Origin of the sequence: Streptomyces netropsis, assembly GCF_014203545.1 — a bacterium.
Lineage (GTDB): Bacteria > Actinomycetota > Actinomycetes > Streptomycetales > Streptomycetaceae > Streptomyces > Streptomyces netropsis.
This window is the reverse complement of record NZ_JACHJG010000031.1, coordinates 1-15,423: the sequence shown is the minus strand read 5'-3', so window position 1 is coordinate 15,423 and position 15,423 is coordinate 1. Positions and strand designations below refer to the sequence as shown.

The 15,423-nt window shown below is 71.1% G+C and carries 11 protein-coding genes; 8 read left to right on the top strand and 3 right to left on the bottom strand.

Annotated features, from left to right (window positions below; translation table 11 throughout):
- Positions 1 to 270 precede the first annotated feature (270 nt).
- Positions 271 to 1,530 carry a DUF7847 domain-containing protein gene (locus tag FHS38_RS34565; protein ID WP_184740526.1) on the bottom strand — a complete coding sequence of 420 codons (1,260 nt, stop codon included), beginning with the start codon at positions 1,528 to 1,530 and terminating at the stop codon, positions 271 to 273.
- Between the two features lie 226 nt (positions 1,531 to 1,756).
- Here FHS38_RS34565 and mtnA point away from each other — a divergent pair, with 226 nt between their 5' ends.
- The 7 genes from mtnA to FHS38_RS34530 all read left to right on the top strand — a co-directional run bounded on the left by mtnA (position 1,757) and on the right by FHS38_RS34530 (position 10,219).
- Positions 1,757 to 2,914 carry an S-methyl-5-thioribose-1-phosphate isomerase gene (gene mtnA, locus FHS38_RS34560; protein ID WP_184740524.1) on the top strand — a complete coding sequence of 386 codons (1,158 nt, stop codon included), beginning with the start codon at positions 1,757 to 1,759 and terminating at the stop codon, positions 2,912 to 2,914.
- On the top strand, positions 2,911 to 3,588 hold the full coding sequence (mtrA, locus tag FHS38_RS34555; protein WP_130878137.1) for a two-component system response regulator MtrA: 678 nt from the start codon (positions 2,911 to 2,913) through the stop codon (positions 3,586 to 3,588). Before mtnA ends, mtrA begins: the two co-directional genes overlap by 4 nt.
- A gap of 1 nt (position 3,589) precedes the next feature.
- On the top strand, positions 3,590 to 5,575 hold the full coding sequence (gene mtrB / locus FHS38_RS34550) for an MtrAB system histidine kinase MtrB (protein ID WP_184740522.1): 1,986 nt from the start codon (positions 3,590 to 3,592) through the stop codon (positions 5,573 to 5,575).
- A gap of 11 nt (positions 5,576 to 5,586) precedes the next feature.
- Positions 5,587 to 7,422 carry an LpqB family beta-propeller domain-containing protein gene (locus FHS38_RS34545; RefSeq protein ID WP_229822897.1) on the top strand — a complete coding sequence of 612 codons (1,836 nt, stop codon included), beginning with the start codon at positions 5,587 to 5,589 and terminating at the stop codon, positions 7,420 to 7,422.
- A gap of 86 nt (positions 7,423 to 7,508) precedes the next feature.
- Positions 7,509 to 8,312 (top strand): ComF family protein, encoded by an 804-nt coding sequence (locus FHS38_RS34540; protein WP_229822896.1) that lies wholly within the window; start codon positions 7,509 to 7,511, stop codon positions 8,310 to 8,312.
- Positions 8,313 to 8,560: 248 nt separating this feature from the next.
- Complete coding sequence (gene hpf, locus FHS38_RS34535; RefSeq protein ID WP_373301876.1) at positions 8,561 to 9,247, top strand: ribosome hibernation-promoting factor, HPF/YfiA family; 687 nt, start codon at positions 8,561 to 8,563, stop codon at positions 9,245 to 9,247.
- 228 nt (positions 9,248 to 9,475) lie between these two features.
- Positions 9,476 to 10,219 (top strand): response regulator, encoded by a 744-nt coding sequence (locus tag FHS38_RS34530; RefSeq protein ID WP_184740518.1) that lies wholly within the window; start codon positions 9,476 to 9,478, stop codon positions 10,217 to 10,219.
- Between the two features lie 48 nt (positions 10,220 to 10,267).
- On the opposite strand, the gene FHS38_RS34525 is transcribed toward FHS38_RS34530, so the two are convergent.
- Complete coding sequence (locus tag FHS38_RS34525) at positions 10,268 to 11,473, bottom strand: winged helix-turn-helix domain-containing protein (RefSeq protein WP_184740516.1); 1,206 nt, start codon at positions 11,471 to 11,473, stop codon at positions 10,268 to 10,270.
- Between the two features lie 44 nt (positions 11,474 to 11,517).
- On the bottom strand, positions 11,518 to 12,111 hold the full coding sequence (locus FHS38_RS34520; protein ID WP_184740514.1) for a GNAT family N-acetyltransferase: 594 nt from the start codon (positions 12,109 to 12,111) through the stop codon (positions 11,518 to 11,520).
- 333 nt (positions 12,112 to 12,444) lie between these two features.
- On the opposite strand from FHS38_RS34520, the gene secA reads away from it, so the two are divergent.
- The gene (gene secA, locus FHS38_RS34515) at positions 12,445 to 15,270 is read left to right on the top strand and encodes a preprotein translocase subunit SecA (protein ID WP_184740512.1); all 2,826 of its coding nucleotides are present in this window, start codon (positions 12,445 to 12,447) and stop codon (positions 15,268 to 15,270) included.
- Positions 15,271 to 15,423: the final 153 nt, after the last annotated feature.

Genomic DNA, 15,423 nt, shown 5'->3' with positions numbered 1-15,423 from the left:
GGTACTGCATGGGGGACCGTGTGGGAGAGTAGGACGCCGCCGAACAATTTTTAAGAGTAGCCCCTGTGGGAACCATCTGGTTCCTGCGGGGGCTATTCTGCGTTTCCGGCCCGAAAACCAGGGACGGGAATGCCGTCCCCTTGCAGCCGTCCCCTTGTAGCTGCCCCCGGTTCCTCCTTGCCGTCCCCCTGTTGCCCCGTTCCCCGGGCCGGGGCCTCGGCCCGGGGAAACAAGGACGGGATACGACGCTTCGAACCGAACGACCCCGAATTACTTCGCGGCCGCCTGCGCCAGCTCGACGTCGAGGGATTCGCGACGGATGCGCTGATCCAGATAAAGCAGTGCGGTCACGCCGGCCGTGATCGGCGCCATCAGCGTCGTGCTGATGACCGCAGCGACGCCGGAGATGATCAAAGTGTTCCAGCCGATGGTGCCGGAAGTGACGCTCTCACCCGTGAAGATCATTTCAATGATGCCGACGGGAATGCCAATAACTGTGGCCACCACGAATACCAGGAATACGGCGAGCAGCTGTACGCCGAAGATTCGCCACCAGGATCCACGTACGAGCTTCGCGGACCGGCGCAGCGACGCGATCACGCCCTGCCTTTCCAGCATCAGCGCCGGCGCGGCAAGGCTGTATTGAACCCAGAGCCACGCTGCTCCCGCCATCCCGGCCAGGCTGCCGAACAGGGCAACGCCCACGCCCACGGCCTTCGCTCCCGCCGCCGAAATCAGGAGGCCGGGTGCGACCGCGACGCCGAAGACACCGACGATGAGGGCCGGCAGCAGGAAGAGCAGGCCACTCAGACGGAGCAACTGCGGGCGGGCGCTCCGCCAGGCATCGCCGACCGAGGTCGACCGGCCCAGCACGGCCCGGCTGACGACGACCGTCAGCAGCGCTGTGGCGATGATCGAGCCCAGAAGGCTGACGAGCGACGTGACCGCCGTGCCGGGGAGGCTCTCACCTATGGCGTCCAGGGTCTCCCCGGGGGTCGCCGAGGCCGGGTTGTCGAGGTATTCGAAGCCCGGGTTGTCGCGGAACCACACCCCGGTGACCACGGTCGTCACGGCCTGGGTGGTGACGGCCACCGCCAGGGAGATGCCGAGGGCCGTCCGCCAGTGCCTGCGCAGAGTGCCGAACGAGCCCTCCAGGATCTCGCCGACGCCCAGGGGACGCAGCGGGATCACGCCCGGCCGGGGCGCGGGCGGGGGCGGTGCCCAGTGGTTTCCGCCCCAGGCGCCCTGGCCGGGCGCGTACGGGCCCGTGGGGCCGCCGCCGCTGTCGGCCGGGGTCCTGGTGGGGCGGCGGGGCGCGGGCGGCGGGCCCGCGGAGGGGGTGGACCACTGGCCCCTGGGAGGCTGTTCCCGGGCCCACTGAGCGGCGGGTGCGGCCTCCTCCGCGCGTACGGCCGGCTCTTCCGTGCGTACGGCCTGGTCGTCCGCGGAGGCGGACTGGGCTGGAACGCCGTTGCCCTGCTCGTCGGAGGGGGAGGGCCCGGGCGGGGTGCGGCCCGGAGAGTCGTTCATGGTCGTCGCTCCTTCTCGGTGCCCGTTCGCCGGTGCGGCGGCGAGCGATTGCTCGTCATCGTGTCACGCGGGTCCGGGGCGGCGACGGGCTCGTATGCCGCCCCGTATGTCGGCTCGCACGGCGGCTCGTACAGGGGAGGAGGCCGGGGGAATCCGGTGGGCTCGTAAGGGGGAGAGACCCAAGGGCGACCTTCATTAGTCGGGGTGTGCGGGGCAGACTGGACCAATGGCTGATCAGTACGCGGTACCCGCGGACCCTGCGCCGTCCTCCCTGACTCCCGCACTGCGCTGGGAGGAGCCTCCGGAAGGGCCCGTGCTGGTGTTGCTGGACCAGCGGCGGCTGCCCACCGAGGAGATCGAGCTGGTGTGCACGGACGTCCCCGCGCTGGTGGAGGCGATACGCACGCTCGCCGTGCGGGGCGCGCCGCTCCTCGGCATCGCGGGTGCCTACGGAGTGGCGCTCGCGGCCGTACGGGGCTTCGAGGTGGACGACGCCGCCGAGCTGCTGGCCCACGCGCGCCCCACGGCCGTCAATCTGGCGTACGGGGTGCGCAGGGCCCTGGAGGCCTATCGGGGGGCGCTCAAGGGCGGCGCGGGCGCCACAGGGGCCGCCGAGGCCGCCCTGGACGCGGCCCGGGCGCTGCACCGGGAGGACGCGCGGGCCAGTGAGCTGATGGCGGCGCACGGCCTGGCGCTGCTGAAGGAACTGCTGCCCGGTGGCGGCCTGCGGGTCCTCACCCACTGCAACACGGGCGCCCTGGTGTCCGGGGGCGCGGGAACGGCGCTGGCGGTGGCCGGCGCCGCGCACCGGGCGGGGCAGCTGAGGCGCCTGTGGGTGGACGAGACGCGGCCGCTGCTGCAGGGGGCGCGACTGACGGCGTACGAGGCGGCCCGGGCCGGGATGCCGTACACGCTGCTGACGGACAACGCGGCGGGTTCGCTGTTCGCGGCGGGCGAGGTGGACGCGGTACTGATCGGCGCGGACCGGATCACGGCCGACGGTTCGGTGGCCAACAAGGTGGGCAGCTATCCGCTGGCTGTACTGGCCCGCTATCACCATGTGCCGTTCGTCGTCGTCGCGCCGATCACGACGGTCGACCTCAAGACCCCGGAGGGCGCCGCGATCGAGGTGGAGCAGCGGCCGGGGCACGAGGTGACGGAGTTCGCCGTGCCACAGGTGCCCGGGTCCGGGGGCGAGGCGGGTTCCGGGGTGCCGATCGCACCCCTCGGGACGCAGGCGTACAACCCTGCGTTCGATATCACACCGCCCGAGTTGGTGACAGCAATTGTCACGGAAAACGGGGTTGTTTCGCCGGTAACGGAGGCTGGTCTCGCGGAGCTGTGTGCCAGGTCACGATCAGGTAATGGGATGATGTCGATATGAAGGGACGCGTCCTTGTCGTCGACGACGACACCGCACTGGCCGAGATGCTCGGCATTGTGCTGCGTGGTGAGGGTTTCGAGCCGTCGTTTGTAGCTGACGGCGACAAGGCACTCGCTGCTTTTCGTGAGACCAAACCGGATCTTGTTTTGCTCGATCTGATGCTGCCCGGTCGGGACGGCATTGAGGTGTGCAGGCTGATCCGGTCCGAGTCCGGCGTGCCGATCGTGATGTTGACCGCGAAGAGTGACACGGTCGATGTGGTGGTCGGACTGGAGTCCGGGGCGGACGATTACATCGTCAAGCCGTTCAAGCCGAAGGAGCTGGTGGCCCGTATCAGGGCGAGGCTGCGCAGGTCGGAGGAGCCGGCGCCGGAGCAGCTGGCGATCGGGGACCTGGTCATCGACGTGGCCGGGCACTCGGTCAAGCGCGACGGTCAGCCGATCGCGCTGACGCCGCTGGAGTTCGACCTCCTCGTCGCGCTGGCCCGCAAGCCGTGGCAGGTGTTCACCCGTGAGGTGCTCCTGGAGCAGGTGTGGGGCTACCGCCACGCGGCGGACACGCGGCTGGTCAATGTGCACGTGCAGCGGCTGCGCTCCAAGGTCGAGAAGGACCCGGAGCGGCCGGAGATCGTGGTGACCGTTCGCGGTGTGGGCTACAAGGCCGGGCCGAGCTGACATGTCGGGCAACGGTGCCGCCCCGGAGCGGGGCGCGGGGCGGCCCGTCGATTCGGCGGGCGGCATATCTTTCTTCCGCCGGCTGTGGCGTGCCGCGCGGCTGCTGCCCGACGGCGCGGCCGCGGGGCCGGTGCATCCGGTGCTGAGGCTGTACGTGCGGTGGGTGCGGCAGCCGCTGCTGCCCGCGATGCGGCTGTGGCGGCGCAACATCCAGGTGCGGGTCGTCGCGACCACCCTGCTGATGTCGCTGGGCGTGGTCCTGCTGCTCGGCGTGGTCGTCATCGGCCAGATGCGCAACGGTCTGCTGGACGCCAAGCGGCACGCGTCGATGAGCCAGGCCGAGGGCGGGTTCAAGGCTGCGCGGGACGCCGCCGACGCGGCTGCCGACCGCAATCAGGACGCCGCACAGGCCGGCGGCCGCGGTCTGCCGGACTCCGGGGCCTGGCTGACCCAGCTGGTGCAGCAGCTCGCCAGTGGCGGGCAGGGCGTCTATCACGTGGTGGCGCTCAGCGCGGACGCCACCGACACCACCTCCGTGGGCACGCGCGGGCCGCGTGCCTCGGGCGACATCGACCCCGAGCAGAGCGTGCCCGCCGAGCTGCGCCGCAAGGTGGACAGCGCGAACGGCGCGTTCGAGACGCCCGCGTCGATCAAGCGCAACTCCTCGGACGAGGGGGCGCCGGCGCTGGCGGTCGGCAAGCGGCTCTACGACGTCAACGGCAAGCCGTACCAGCTCTACTACCTCTTCCCGTTCACCCAGGAGGAGAAGTCGCTGACGCTGGTGAAGACCACGCTGGCGACCGCCGGGGTGTTCGTCGTGGTGCTGCTCGGCGCCATCGCCTGGCTGGTCGTGCGGCAGATCGTCACGCCCGTACGGATGGCCGCGGGGATCTCCGAGCGGCTCGCGGCGGGTGTGCTCCATGAGCGCATGAAGGTCACCGGCGAGGACGACATCGCCCGTCTGGGTGAAGCCTTCAACAAAATGGCGCAGAACCTCCAGGTCAAGATTCAGCAGCTGGAGGAGCTGTCGCGGATGCAGCGGCGGTTCGTCTCCGATGTCTCGCACGAGCTGCGGACTCCGCTGACGACCGTACGGATGGCCGCGGAGGTCATTCACGAGGCGCGGGAGGACTTCGACCCGATCACCGCGCGCTCCGCCGAGCTGCTGTACGGGCAGGTCGACCGTTTCGAGTCGCTGCTGGCCGATCTGCTGGAGATCAGCCGGTTCGACGCGGGCGCGGCGGCCCTGGAGGCCGAGCCCATAGATCTGCGCGACGTGGTGAACCGGGTGGTCGACGCGGCGCTGCCGCTCGCTGAGCGCAAGGGCAGTCGGCTGCTCGTGCAGGGCGCCGAGCAGCCGGTGATCGCGGAGGCGGACGCCCGGCGCGTGGAGCGGGTACTGCGCAACCTCGTGGTCAACGCCGTGGAGCACGGTGACGGCCGGGACGTCGTCGTGCGGCTCGCCGTCGCCGGCGGCGCGGTCGCGGTCGCGGTGCGCGACTACGGCGTGGGCCTCAAGCCCGGCGAGGCCACCCGGGTCTTCAACCGCTTCTGGCGGGCGGACCCGGCCCGTGCCCGTACGACCGGGGGCACCGGTCTCGGGCTGTCCATCGCCGTGGAGGACGCGCGGCTGCACGGCGGCTGGCTCCAGGCGTGGGGCGAGCCGGGCGGCGGCTCGCAGTTCCGTCTGACGCTGCCGCGTACGGCGGGTGACTCGCTGCGCGGGTCGCCGATTCCGCTGGAGCCGGAGGACTCGCGGCGCAACCGCGGGCTGAACGAGTCCGGTGTGCCCCTGGCCGCCTCGGGCCGGGGCGTGCCCGGTCCCGCGCCGCTGCCCGCCGCCGTGCCGGCCCAGACGCGCAACGTCCGGCCGGCCGCCGACCCGACGGCGCTGCCCGGCAGCGGCGCGCGGGTGGTGACGCGCCCGGGAGGCGCGCGCAACGACAACGCCGCGGGCACCGGCCCGCAGGACCGGAGCAGGACGTGAGGGGCGGGCGCGTGGGCGCTAAGGGCGATCGCCGGGGCCGGCCGGTCTCGGCGGCGGGCCTCCTCGCGCTGGGGCTCAGCGGCGCGCTGCTGGCCGGCTGCGCGTCGATGCCGGACAGCGGCGATGTGAACCAGGTGGACTCCTCGCAGCGGGCCGACGCCGACTCGCAGGTGCGCGTGTACGGCGTGGCGCCGCGCAAGCACGAGCAGCCGCAGGAACTGGTGACCGGATTCCTCGAGGCGACGACGAGCGACGACCCGAACTACGACACGGCCCGGATGTATCTGTCCAAGGGCGTGAAGCGGCAGTGGGACCCCTCGACGTCGACGACCGTGCTGTCCGACCCGCCGCAGGTGAACGTGGAGCGCACCGGCGACCGGGCCCAGGAGGAGTACACGATCACCCTGGTCGGCAAGCAGGTCGCCAAGGTGGACGCCAAGCACGCGTACAAGCCGGACGAGCGCCCGTACAAGACCGCGATCCATGTCGCGCGCGAGGGCGGCGAGTGGCGCATCGACGACCTGCCGCCCGGGCTGGTGCTCGGCGTGTCCGACTTCCAGCGCATATACCGGCCGGTCAACAAGTACTACTTCGCCGAGCTGGGGCCCGGCAAGGCGCCACGTGACGTGCTCGTCGCCGACCCCGTCTATCTGCGCAAGCGGATAGACCCGGTGACCTCCACGGTGAAGGCGCTGCTGGACGGGCCGACCAACTGGCTCGACCCGGTCGCCGCGACGGCCTTCCCGACCGGCACGAAGGTGGCCGACGAGCGGCTCTCGCTCGACGACTCCAACGGCCTCAAGGTGCGGCTCACCGACCGGGCGGCGGGCATCAACCGCGAACAGTGCCTGCGCATGGCGGCGCAGCTCTTCTACACCGTCCAGGAGTCGGCCACGGTCAGCAGCGTCACGCTGCAGCGCGCCAAGGGCGGCTCCCAGATGTGCGCGCTGGGACGCGAGCAGGCGCGGTGGTACGCCCCGGACCAGAACGTGGGGCAGGCCGACCGGCAGTACTTCCTCGACGCCCAGCACCGGATGGTGAGCCTCAACGACGGCGAGAACACGCCGAAGCGCGTGGCGGGGCCGTTCGGCGCCGAGGGCTCCCTGAACCTGAGATCGGTGGCGGTGGACCGCGCCGAGGACCGTGCGGCCGGTGTGGCCGCCAACGGGCAGTCGCTGTACGTCGCCCCCATGCAGCACGGTGCGGCCCTGGGCGAGGCCCGGGTGACGTCCCGGGCGGCGGTGGGGCTGACGGCGCCGAGCTGGGACGGGCTGGGTGATCTGTGGGTCGCCGACCAGGACCCCGACCGGCCGCGGCTGCTGCGGCTGCCCGGCGGTACGGGCGCGCCGGAGGAGGTCCGGGTGCCCAGGCTCGACGGCGAGCGCATCACGGGGCTGCGGGTCGCGGCGGACGGGGTGCGGATCGCGCTGCTGGTCTCGAAGGGTGACCGCACGGCCTTGAAGCTGGGGCGGGTCGAGCGGCGGATGAGCGCCGGGCGGCCGAGCCTGTCCGTGCAGGAGCTGCGTTCCGTGGCGCCGAAGCTGGAGGAGGTCGACGCCGTGTCCTGGGCGGGCGGCAGCCGGCTGCTGGTGGCGGGCAACGAGCGGGGCGGCCTGCAGCAGTTGCTGTACATCGAGACCGACGGATCGCGGTCGAACGCCTCGGGACTGCCCGGCATCACGGGTGTGCGGGGCATCGCGGCCCCGGAGAACCCGACCACCCCGGGCAATTCGAAGAAGGCACCCGCGCTGGTCGCGGAGCGGGAGGACGGGATCGTCCGCCTGCTGCCGGACATGAACTGGAACTGGGTGGCCAAGGACGGGTCGGCGCCGGTCTACCCGGGGTAGGCCTGCCGCCACGCTGCGGTTCCGGTGATCCGCGGCGGTTTTCCACAGGGGTGGCAGGGGCGGTCCCGGGGCGGGACAGTTGATGTATGCGCGGATGGTGGCGAGAGATCACCGGGCTGGTGCTGCCGGCCCACTGCGCGGGGTGCGGCCAGCCGCGGTCCGTGCTGTGCGGGGAGTGCCGCCGGGAGCTGTACGGCCGGGGCACCCGCAGGGTGTGGCCCGATCCGGTGCCGGCTGGGCTGCCGCCCGTGCAGGCCGCCGCGGCGTACGCGGACCGGGTGCGGTCCGTGCTGCTCGCGCACAAGGAGCGGGGAGCGCTGGAGCTGGCGGAGCCGCTGGGCGCCGCGCTGGCGGGCGCGGTGCGGGCCGCAGGGCAAGAGGCCGGGCGATGGGGCACATGGGACGGGAGTGGCCCGTTGCTGCTCGTGCCGGTGCCTTCTTCGCGACGGGCGGTCGCGGGACGCGGGCAGGACGCGGGGCGACGGCTCGCCCTGGCGGCCGGGCGGGTGCTGCGGAGCGCCGGGCAGCCCGTGCGGGTGGCGGCGGTGCTGCGGCAGCGCCGGACCGTCGCCGATCAGTCGGGTCTCGACGCCGGGCAACGATGGGTGAATGTGTCGGGGGCCCTGGGGGTAGCCGGGGGAGTGAAGCGACTGTGGCGTGTGGGAGGGCCGGTGGTGTTGGTGGACGACCTCATGACGACCGGGTCCTCCCTGGTGGAGGCCGCGCGGGCGGTCTCCACGTCGGGCGGTCATGTGCTGGGGGCCGCGGTGGTCGCGGCCCCGGAGCGGGCGTTCGTGCCCGGCCCGGATCCCGGTGGAACCCCCGGTGACGGTGCGACGTTCCCGTGGGAAACAGCGGGGAAACACCTGAATGGAGGTACGGCCCGGTAAGGGGTACCGACGGGCGTCCGGGCGAGATATGTTCGGTTGTGAGGAAGGGCAAGCTCTATGCCTCTTATCTCCGAATGGCGCGCTTTGCGTGCTTTCGCAGAAGCTTGAAGCCGATGGGGTGTAGATCTTGTCGACGGGGGAGGAGGAGGTGAAACCGCCGAGTCGGTGGCCCCGGGTATCCCCGGGGTCTGATGCAAGAGGGATGCGCTCCGCACCTTCGGCGGGGCGATCCGGGAACGGAGTTCTGCGTGGACATCGTCGTCAAGGGCCGTAAGACAGAGGTGCCCGAGCGCTTTCGCAAGCACGTGGCCGAGAAGCTGAAGCTGGACAAGATCCAGAAGCTCGACGGCAAGGTGATCAGCCTCGACGTCGAGGTGTCCAAGGAGCCCAACCCGAGGCAGGCCGACCGCTCCGACCGTGTGGAGATCACGGTCCGTTCCCGCGGCCCGGTGATCCGGGCGGAAGCGTCGTCGTCGGATCCCTACGCCGCGCTCGACCTGGCCACCAGCAAGCTGGAGGCGCGGCTGCGCAAGCAGAACGACAAGCGTCACACCCGCCGGGGCAACGGACGGATCCCGGCCAGCGATGTGGCGTCGACCGTCATCGGTGCCGCGGAACTCACCGACAGCGGTGAACTCGCCGCCGACCAGTCGGCGAACAACGTGCCGGTCACGCGCATCGGCTCGCTGGAGGTCCAGGGCGAAGGTCCCCTCGTGGTTCGCGAGAAGACCCACGCCGCAGCCTCGATGACGCTCGACCAGGCGCTCTACGAGATGGAGTTGGTCGGCCACGACTTCTATCTGTTCGTCGACTCCGACACCAAGATGCCCAGTGTCGTCTACCGGCGGCACGCCTACGACTACGGCGTCATCCACCTCAACGCCGACCCGTTCGCCGAGGAGCACGGCGGCGCGGGCGGATCGCTCGGCGGCTGACCTCGGCCGCCTCCGGCGCCGCGCGCCGTGAGTCGTAGCCCTTCGAGTTGATGCCCTCGAAGCGCCGCAGCGCTTCCGAGGGCATCAACCTGCGTCCTCAGAAGCGCCTCTCGACGGCCTCGGCATGAAATCATGGCCGAGCGGCCAATCGCCGGTCCGCCGAAACCGGTTGGCCCGGCGCAGCACTGTCGCATCCGCGAGGGGCCACGGCCTTCAGGGGGAGGAACGATGGCGGACAGGTTCGGGCCCGTACTCGTGCCCGGCGAGGACGACGACGAGGGCGCCCGAGCGGAGCGGAACCCCGCCCGCGAGGAGCCGATCCGGGTCCTGGTCGTCGACGACCACGCGCTCTTCCGGCGGGGACTGGAGATCGTTCTCTTCCACGAGGAGGACATCCAGGTCGTGGGGGAGGCCGGGGACGGCGCGGAGGCGGTGGACAAGGCCGCCGATCTGCTGCCGGACATCGTGCTGATGGACGTACGGATGCCCAAGCGCGGTGGCATCGAGGCCTGCACCTCCATCAAGGAAGTCGCCCCCAGCGCCAAGATCATCATGCTGACGATCAGCGACGAGGAAGCCGACCTCTACGACGCGATCAAGGCCGGGGCGACCGGCTACCTCCTCAAGGAGATCTCCACCGACGAGGTGGCCACCGCGATCCGCGCGGTCGCGGACGGCCAGTCGCAGATCAGCCCGTCGATGGCGTCCAAGCTGCTGACCGAGTTCAAGTCGATGATCCAGCGGACGGACGAGCGCCGGCTGGTGCCGGCGCCCCGGCTCACGGACCGTGAGCTCGAGGTGCTGAAGCTCGTCGCCACCGGGATGAACAACCGTGACATCGCCAAGGAGTTGTTCATCAGCGAGAACACCGTGAAGAACCACGTCCGCAACATCCTGGAGAAGCTGCAGCTGCACTCCAGGATGGAGGCGGTGGTCTACGCGATGCGGGAGAAGATCCTCGAGATCCGCTGACGTGTGCCTCCGGCGGGCGTTCGCGGCCCGGGAGGGCCGCGGGGCCCGTCAGTCCAGCGCCGTGACCAGTGCCGCCGCCAGCTTCGCGTCGTCGCAGCGGTCGATCCGGACCGTGTCACAGCCCACCCACTCGGCCGCCTCCCGGAGTGCCCGCGCCAGCGGGGCCACGGCCTTGGGGCCGTCGAGGGACACCTGCCGGGCCACCAGGGTGGTGCCCTCGCGGGCCGGGTCCACCCGGCCGAGCAGCCGGCCGCCCGCCAGCAGCGGCATCGCGAAATAGCCGTGCACCCGCTTCGGCTTGGGCACGTACGCCTCGAGCCGGTGGGTGAAACCGAAAATCCGCTCGGTGCGCGGCCGGTCCCAGATCAGCGAGTCGAACGGCGAGAGCAGCGTCGTACGGTGCCGGCCGCCCTTCGCCGAGGACTCGGCGGCCAGCGCCGCCGGGTCCGCCCACGCCGGCTTCGACCAGCCCGCCACCTCCACCGGCACCAGGCCCGTATCGGCTATGACCGCGTCCACCTGCTCGCCCTTGAGCCGGTGATAGTCCGCCAGGTCGGCCCGGGTGGCCACACCCATCGCGGCACCGGCCTGGGTGACCAGGCGCCGGGTGCACTCGGCGTCGTCGATGTCGTCGTGCAGCAGGGCGTCCGGCACGGCCCGCTCGGCCAGGTCGTACACCCGCTTCCAGCCGCGCCGCCGGGTGCAGACCACCTCGCCGGTGTCCAGCAGCCACTCCACCGCGATCTTCGTCTCGGACCAGTCGTACCACTCGCCGCCGTTCTTGGCGCCGCCCAATTCCGTTGCCGTCAGGGGGCCGTCGGCCCGGAGCCGGTCCCGCACGGCGGCGCAGGAGCGCTCGGAGTCCTGCATCACGTGCCAGCGGTGGCCGCGCGCCTTCATGGCCCGGCGCCGGAAGGCGAAGTGCGGCCACTCCTCGACGGGCAGGATGCAGGCCGCGTGCGACCAGTACTCGAAGGCGTGGTCGCCGGTCCAGTACGCCGACTCGACCGCCGTGCGGCCGACCGCGCCCAGGCGTGCGTACGGCACCAGCTCGTGCGAGCGGGCCAGCACCGAGATCGTGTCCAGCTGCACAGCCCCCAGGTGCCGCAGCACACCGCGCACCCCCGCCCGGCGGTCCGGGGCGCCCAGCAGGCCCTGGGCGCGCAGCGCCATGCGCCGGGCCTCCTCGGCGGACAGCCGCGCTTCGGCCGTACGGCCCTTCGACGCGGCGGCAGTTGTCGTACCGGTTGTCATGGCGATCACCCTAGGGCCGACCACTGACAACGCCTGGCGAGCAGTCAGCCGCGCTCAGGAAACGGCAGGTAGGGGGCTTGCGAAGGCAGTCCGAGGTCGGAGGGCAGCAGCGAGCCGACCCAGGCGTCGCGCCGTGTGCCGTTGTAGACGATCTTGGAGCGCATCGTGCCCTCCATCGTGAACCCGGCCTTCAGGGCGACCCCGCGCGACCCCTCGTTCCCGGCCTCCGCGTACCACTCCAGCCGCTCGACGCCCAGCTCCTCGAAGGCCCACCGGATCACCTCGCGGGCCGCCTCGGCGGTGTAGCCGCGACCGCGCTGATCCTTGGCGGTCCAGTAACCGAGCTCGGCCTGTCGTTCGGGGGCGCGCAGCTGAGCGAGCCGCACCAGACACATCGACCCCACCAGCCGGTCGTCCTCGCGCGTGAAGAGACCGAACGTGTACATGCTGTCGTCCCGCCAGCCGTCCGGGGCGGTCTCCTCGATGAAGGTGCGGGCGTCCTCGGCGGTGTACGGGGAGGGCACGCTGGTGTAGCGCGGGATGTCCGGGTCCTGGCAGGCGGCGTGGACGGCGTCCCGGTCGGCGGGGACGAAGGGGCGCAGCACCAGCCGCTCGGTGGTGAGGTTTATGGGCTCCATGGGGGGAGTGTGAACGGTCGGCCGGTCCGATGCGACTCTTTTGTCCCCGGGTGCGCCGCCCCTGCCACGCCCGTGCCGGGCCGCTACCACGGGTGGGCACTCTGCCGGCGGGGCGCCCGGAAATGTCACCGCACCGGCACCTTCGAGCGGGGCCGTTCGTTCACTGTGCGGGTGATGCCCGGTTTACGTGCTGACGGACCTCCCGGCGCGGTGGGGTCCTCGCTTACGATGACCGTTGCGGCGGGGACTGTCCCGTCGTGCCCGCGCACCCGACCCCTGCCTGCGGCGGGGGTCTCCCCAGCGCCAGGCCCGACCGGCAAGGAGCCAGCCTACGTGTCCGTCTTCGGCAAGATCATGCGTGCAGGAGAAGGCAAGATCCTGCGCAAGCTGCACCGCATCGCGGACCAGGTCAATTCCATCGAAGAGGACTTCGTCAACCTCTCCGACGCCGAGCTGCGCGCCCTGACCGACGAGTACAAGCAGCGGTTCGCGGACGGCGAAAGCCTGGACGACCTGCTTCCCGAGGCGTTCGCCACCGTCCGTGAGGGCGCCAAGCGGGTGCTCGGCCAGCGGCACTACGACGTCCAGCTCATGGGCGGTGCCGCCCTGCACCTGGGGTACGTCGCGGAGATGAAGACCGGTGAGGGCAAGACCCTCGTCGGCACCCTCCCCACGTACCTCAACGCCCTGTCCGGCAAGGGTGTCCACCTGATCACGGTGAACGACTACCTCGCCGAGCGCGACTCCGAGCTGATGGGCCGGGTGCACAAGTTCCTCGGCCTCTCGGTCGGCTGCATCCTCGCCAACATGACTCCGGCGCAGCGCCGCGAGCAGTACGCGTGCGACATCACGTACGGCACCAACAACGAGTTCGGCTTCGACTACCTGCGCGACAACATGGCGTGGTCGCAGGACGAGCTGGTGCAGCGCGGTCACAACTTCGCGGTCGTCGACGAGGTCGACTCGATCCTCGTCGACGAGGCCCGTACGCCGCTGATCATCTCCGGCCCCGCCGACCAGGCCACCAAGTGGTACGGCGACTTCGCCAAGCTGGTCACCCGGCTCACCAAGGGCGAGGCGGCCAACCCGCAGAAGGGCCTGGAGGAGACCGGCGACTACGAGGTCGACGAGAAGAAGCGCACGGTCGCAATCCACGAGGCCGGCGTGTCCAAGGTCGAGGACTGGCTGGGCATCGACAATCTCTACGAATCGGTCAACACCCCTCTCGTCGGGTACCTGAACAACGCCATCAAGGCGAAGGAACTCTTCAAGAAGGACAAGGACTACGTCGTCATGGACGGCGAAGTCATGATCGTCGACGAGCACACCGGCCGTATCCTCGCCGGCCGCCGCTACAACGAGGGCATGCACCAGGCGATCGAGGCGAAGGAAGGGGTGGACATCAAGGACGAGAACCAGACCCTCGCCACGATCACCCTGCAGAACTTCTTCCGCCTCTACAGCAAGCTCTCCGGCATGACCGGTACGGCCATGACCGAGGCCGCGGAGTTCCACCAGATCTACAAGCTCGGCGTGGTGCCGATCCCGACGAACCGCCCGATGGTCCGTCAGGACCAGTCGGACCTCATCTACCGCACCGAGGTCGCGAAGTTCGCCGCCGTCGTCGAGGACATCGCGGAGAAGCACGAGAAGGGCCAGCCGATCCTGGTCGGCACCACCTCGGTCGAGAAGTCCGAGTACCTCTCGCAGCAGCTCTCCAAGCGCGGCATCCAGCACGAGGTCCTCAACGCCAAGCAGCACGACCGTGAGGCGACGATCGTCGCCCAGGCCGGCCGCAAGGGTGCCGTCACCGTCGCCACCAACATGGCCGGCCGCGGTACCGACATCAAGCTCGGCGGCAACCCCGACGACCTCGCCGAGGCGGAGCTGCGCCAGCGCGGCATGGACCCGGTCGAGCACGTCGAGGAGTGGGCGGCCGCCCTGCCCGAGGCGCTGGAGCGCGCCGAGGCCGCGGTGAAGGCGGAGTTCGAGGAGGTCAAGGAGCTCGGCGGGCTGTACGTGCTGGGCACCGAGCGGCACGAGTCGCGCCGCATCGACAACCAGCTGCGCGGCCGCTCCGGCCGTCAGGGCGACCCGGGCGAGTCCCGCTTCTACCTCTCGCTGGGCGACGACCTGATGCGCCTGTTCAAGGCCCAGATGGTCGAGCGCGTCATGGCCATGGCCAACGTGCCGGACGACGTGCCGATCGAGAACAAGATGGTCACCCGTGCCATCGCCTCCGCGCAGTCCCAGGTCGAGCAGCAGAACTTCGAGACCCGTAAGAACGTCCTGAAGTACGACGAGGTCCTCAACCGCCAGCGCGAGGTCATCTACGGCGAGCGCCGCCGCGTCCTGGAGGGCGAGGATCTGCAGGAGCAGATCAAGCACTTCATGGACGACACCATCGACGACTACATCCGCCAGGAGACCGTCGAGGGCTTCGCCGAGGAGTGGGACCTGGACCGGCTGTGGAGCGCCTTCAAGCAGCTCTACCCGGTGAAGGTCACCGTCGAGGAGCTGGAGGAGGCGGCCGGTGACCGGGCGGGCATCACCGCCGAGTTCATCGCCGAGTCCATCAAGGACGACATCTACGAGCAGTACGCGGCCCGCGAGGAGCAGCTCGGCTCGGACATCATGCGCGAGCTCGAGCGCCGCGTCGTGCTGTCGGTGCTGGACCGCAAGTGGCGTGAGCACCTCTACGAGATGGACTACCTCCAGGAGGGCATCGGCCTGCGGGCCATGGCCCAGAAGGACCCCCTGGTGGAGTACCAGCGCGAGGGCTACGACATGTTCACCGCCATGATGGAGGGCATCAAGGAGGAGTCCGTCGGCTACCTGTTCAACCTGGAGGTCCAGGTCGACCAGCAGCTGGAGGAGGTCCCGGTGCAGGACGGCGCGGAGCGCCCGTCCCTGAGCAAGGACGTCCAGGACGCCGTGCCCGCCGGCGGCCGGCCCGAGATCCGGGCCAAGGGCCTCGACGCCCCGCAGCGCCCCGACCGGCTGCACTTCTCCGCGCCGACCGTGGACGGCGAGGGCGGTGTCGTCGAGGGCGACTTCGCCAGCGACGACTCCGTGCGGTCCGAGGCGGACGGCATGACCCGCGCCGAGCGCCGCAAGGCCCAGAAGAACGGTGGCGGCGGCCGCCGCCGCAAGAAGTAGGCGACAGCGCGCACGGAGGCGGGGGGGGGGGGCGGGGGGGGCCCCCCCCCCCCCCCCGGGGGGGGCGCCCCCCCCGGGGGGGGGCCCCGGGGGGGCGGCCGCCCCCCCCCGCGGCGCCGCCCGGCCCCGCCCGCGCCCGGGCGGGGCGCGCGC

Coding starts and splice junctions, on each gene's coding strand:
- FHS38_RS34565 (WP_184740526.1), bottom strand. CDS start 1,530: ATGAACGACTCTCCGGGCCGCACCCCGCCCGGGCCCTCCCCCTCCGAC.
- mtnA (WP_184740524.1), top strand. CDS start 1,757: ATGGCTGATCAGTACGCGGTACCCGCGGACCCTGCGCCGTCCTCCCTG.
- mtrA (WP_130878137.1), top strand. CDS start 2,911: ATGAAGGGACGCGTCCTTGTCGTCGACGACGACACCGCACTGGCCGAG.
- mtrB (WP_184740522.1), top strand. CDS start 3,590: ATGTCGGGCAACGGTGCCGCCCCGGAGCGGGGCGCGGGGCGGCCCGTC.
- FHS38_RS34540 (WP_229822896.1), top strand. CDS start 7,509: ATGCGCGGATGGTGGCGAGAGATCACCGGGCTGGTGCTGCCGGCCCAC.
- FHS38_RS34530 (WP_184740518.1), top strand. CDS start 9,476: ATGGCGGACAGGTTCGGGCCCGTACTCGTGCCCGGCGAGGACGACGAC.
- FHS38_RS34525 (WP_184740516.1), bottom strand. CDS start 11,473: ATGACAACCGGTACGACAACTGCCGCCGCGTCGAAGGGCCGTACGGCC.
- FHS38_RS34520 (WP_184740514.1), bottom strand. CDS start 12,111: ATGGAGCCCATAAACCTCACCACCGAGCGGCTGGTGCTGCGCCCCTTC.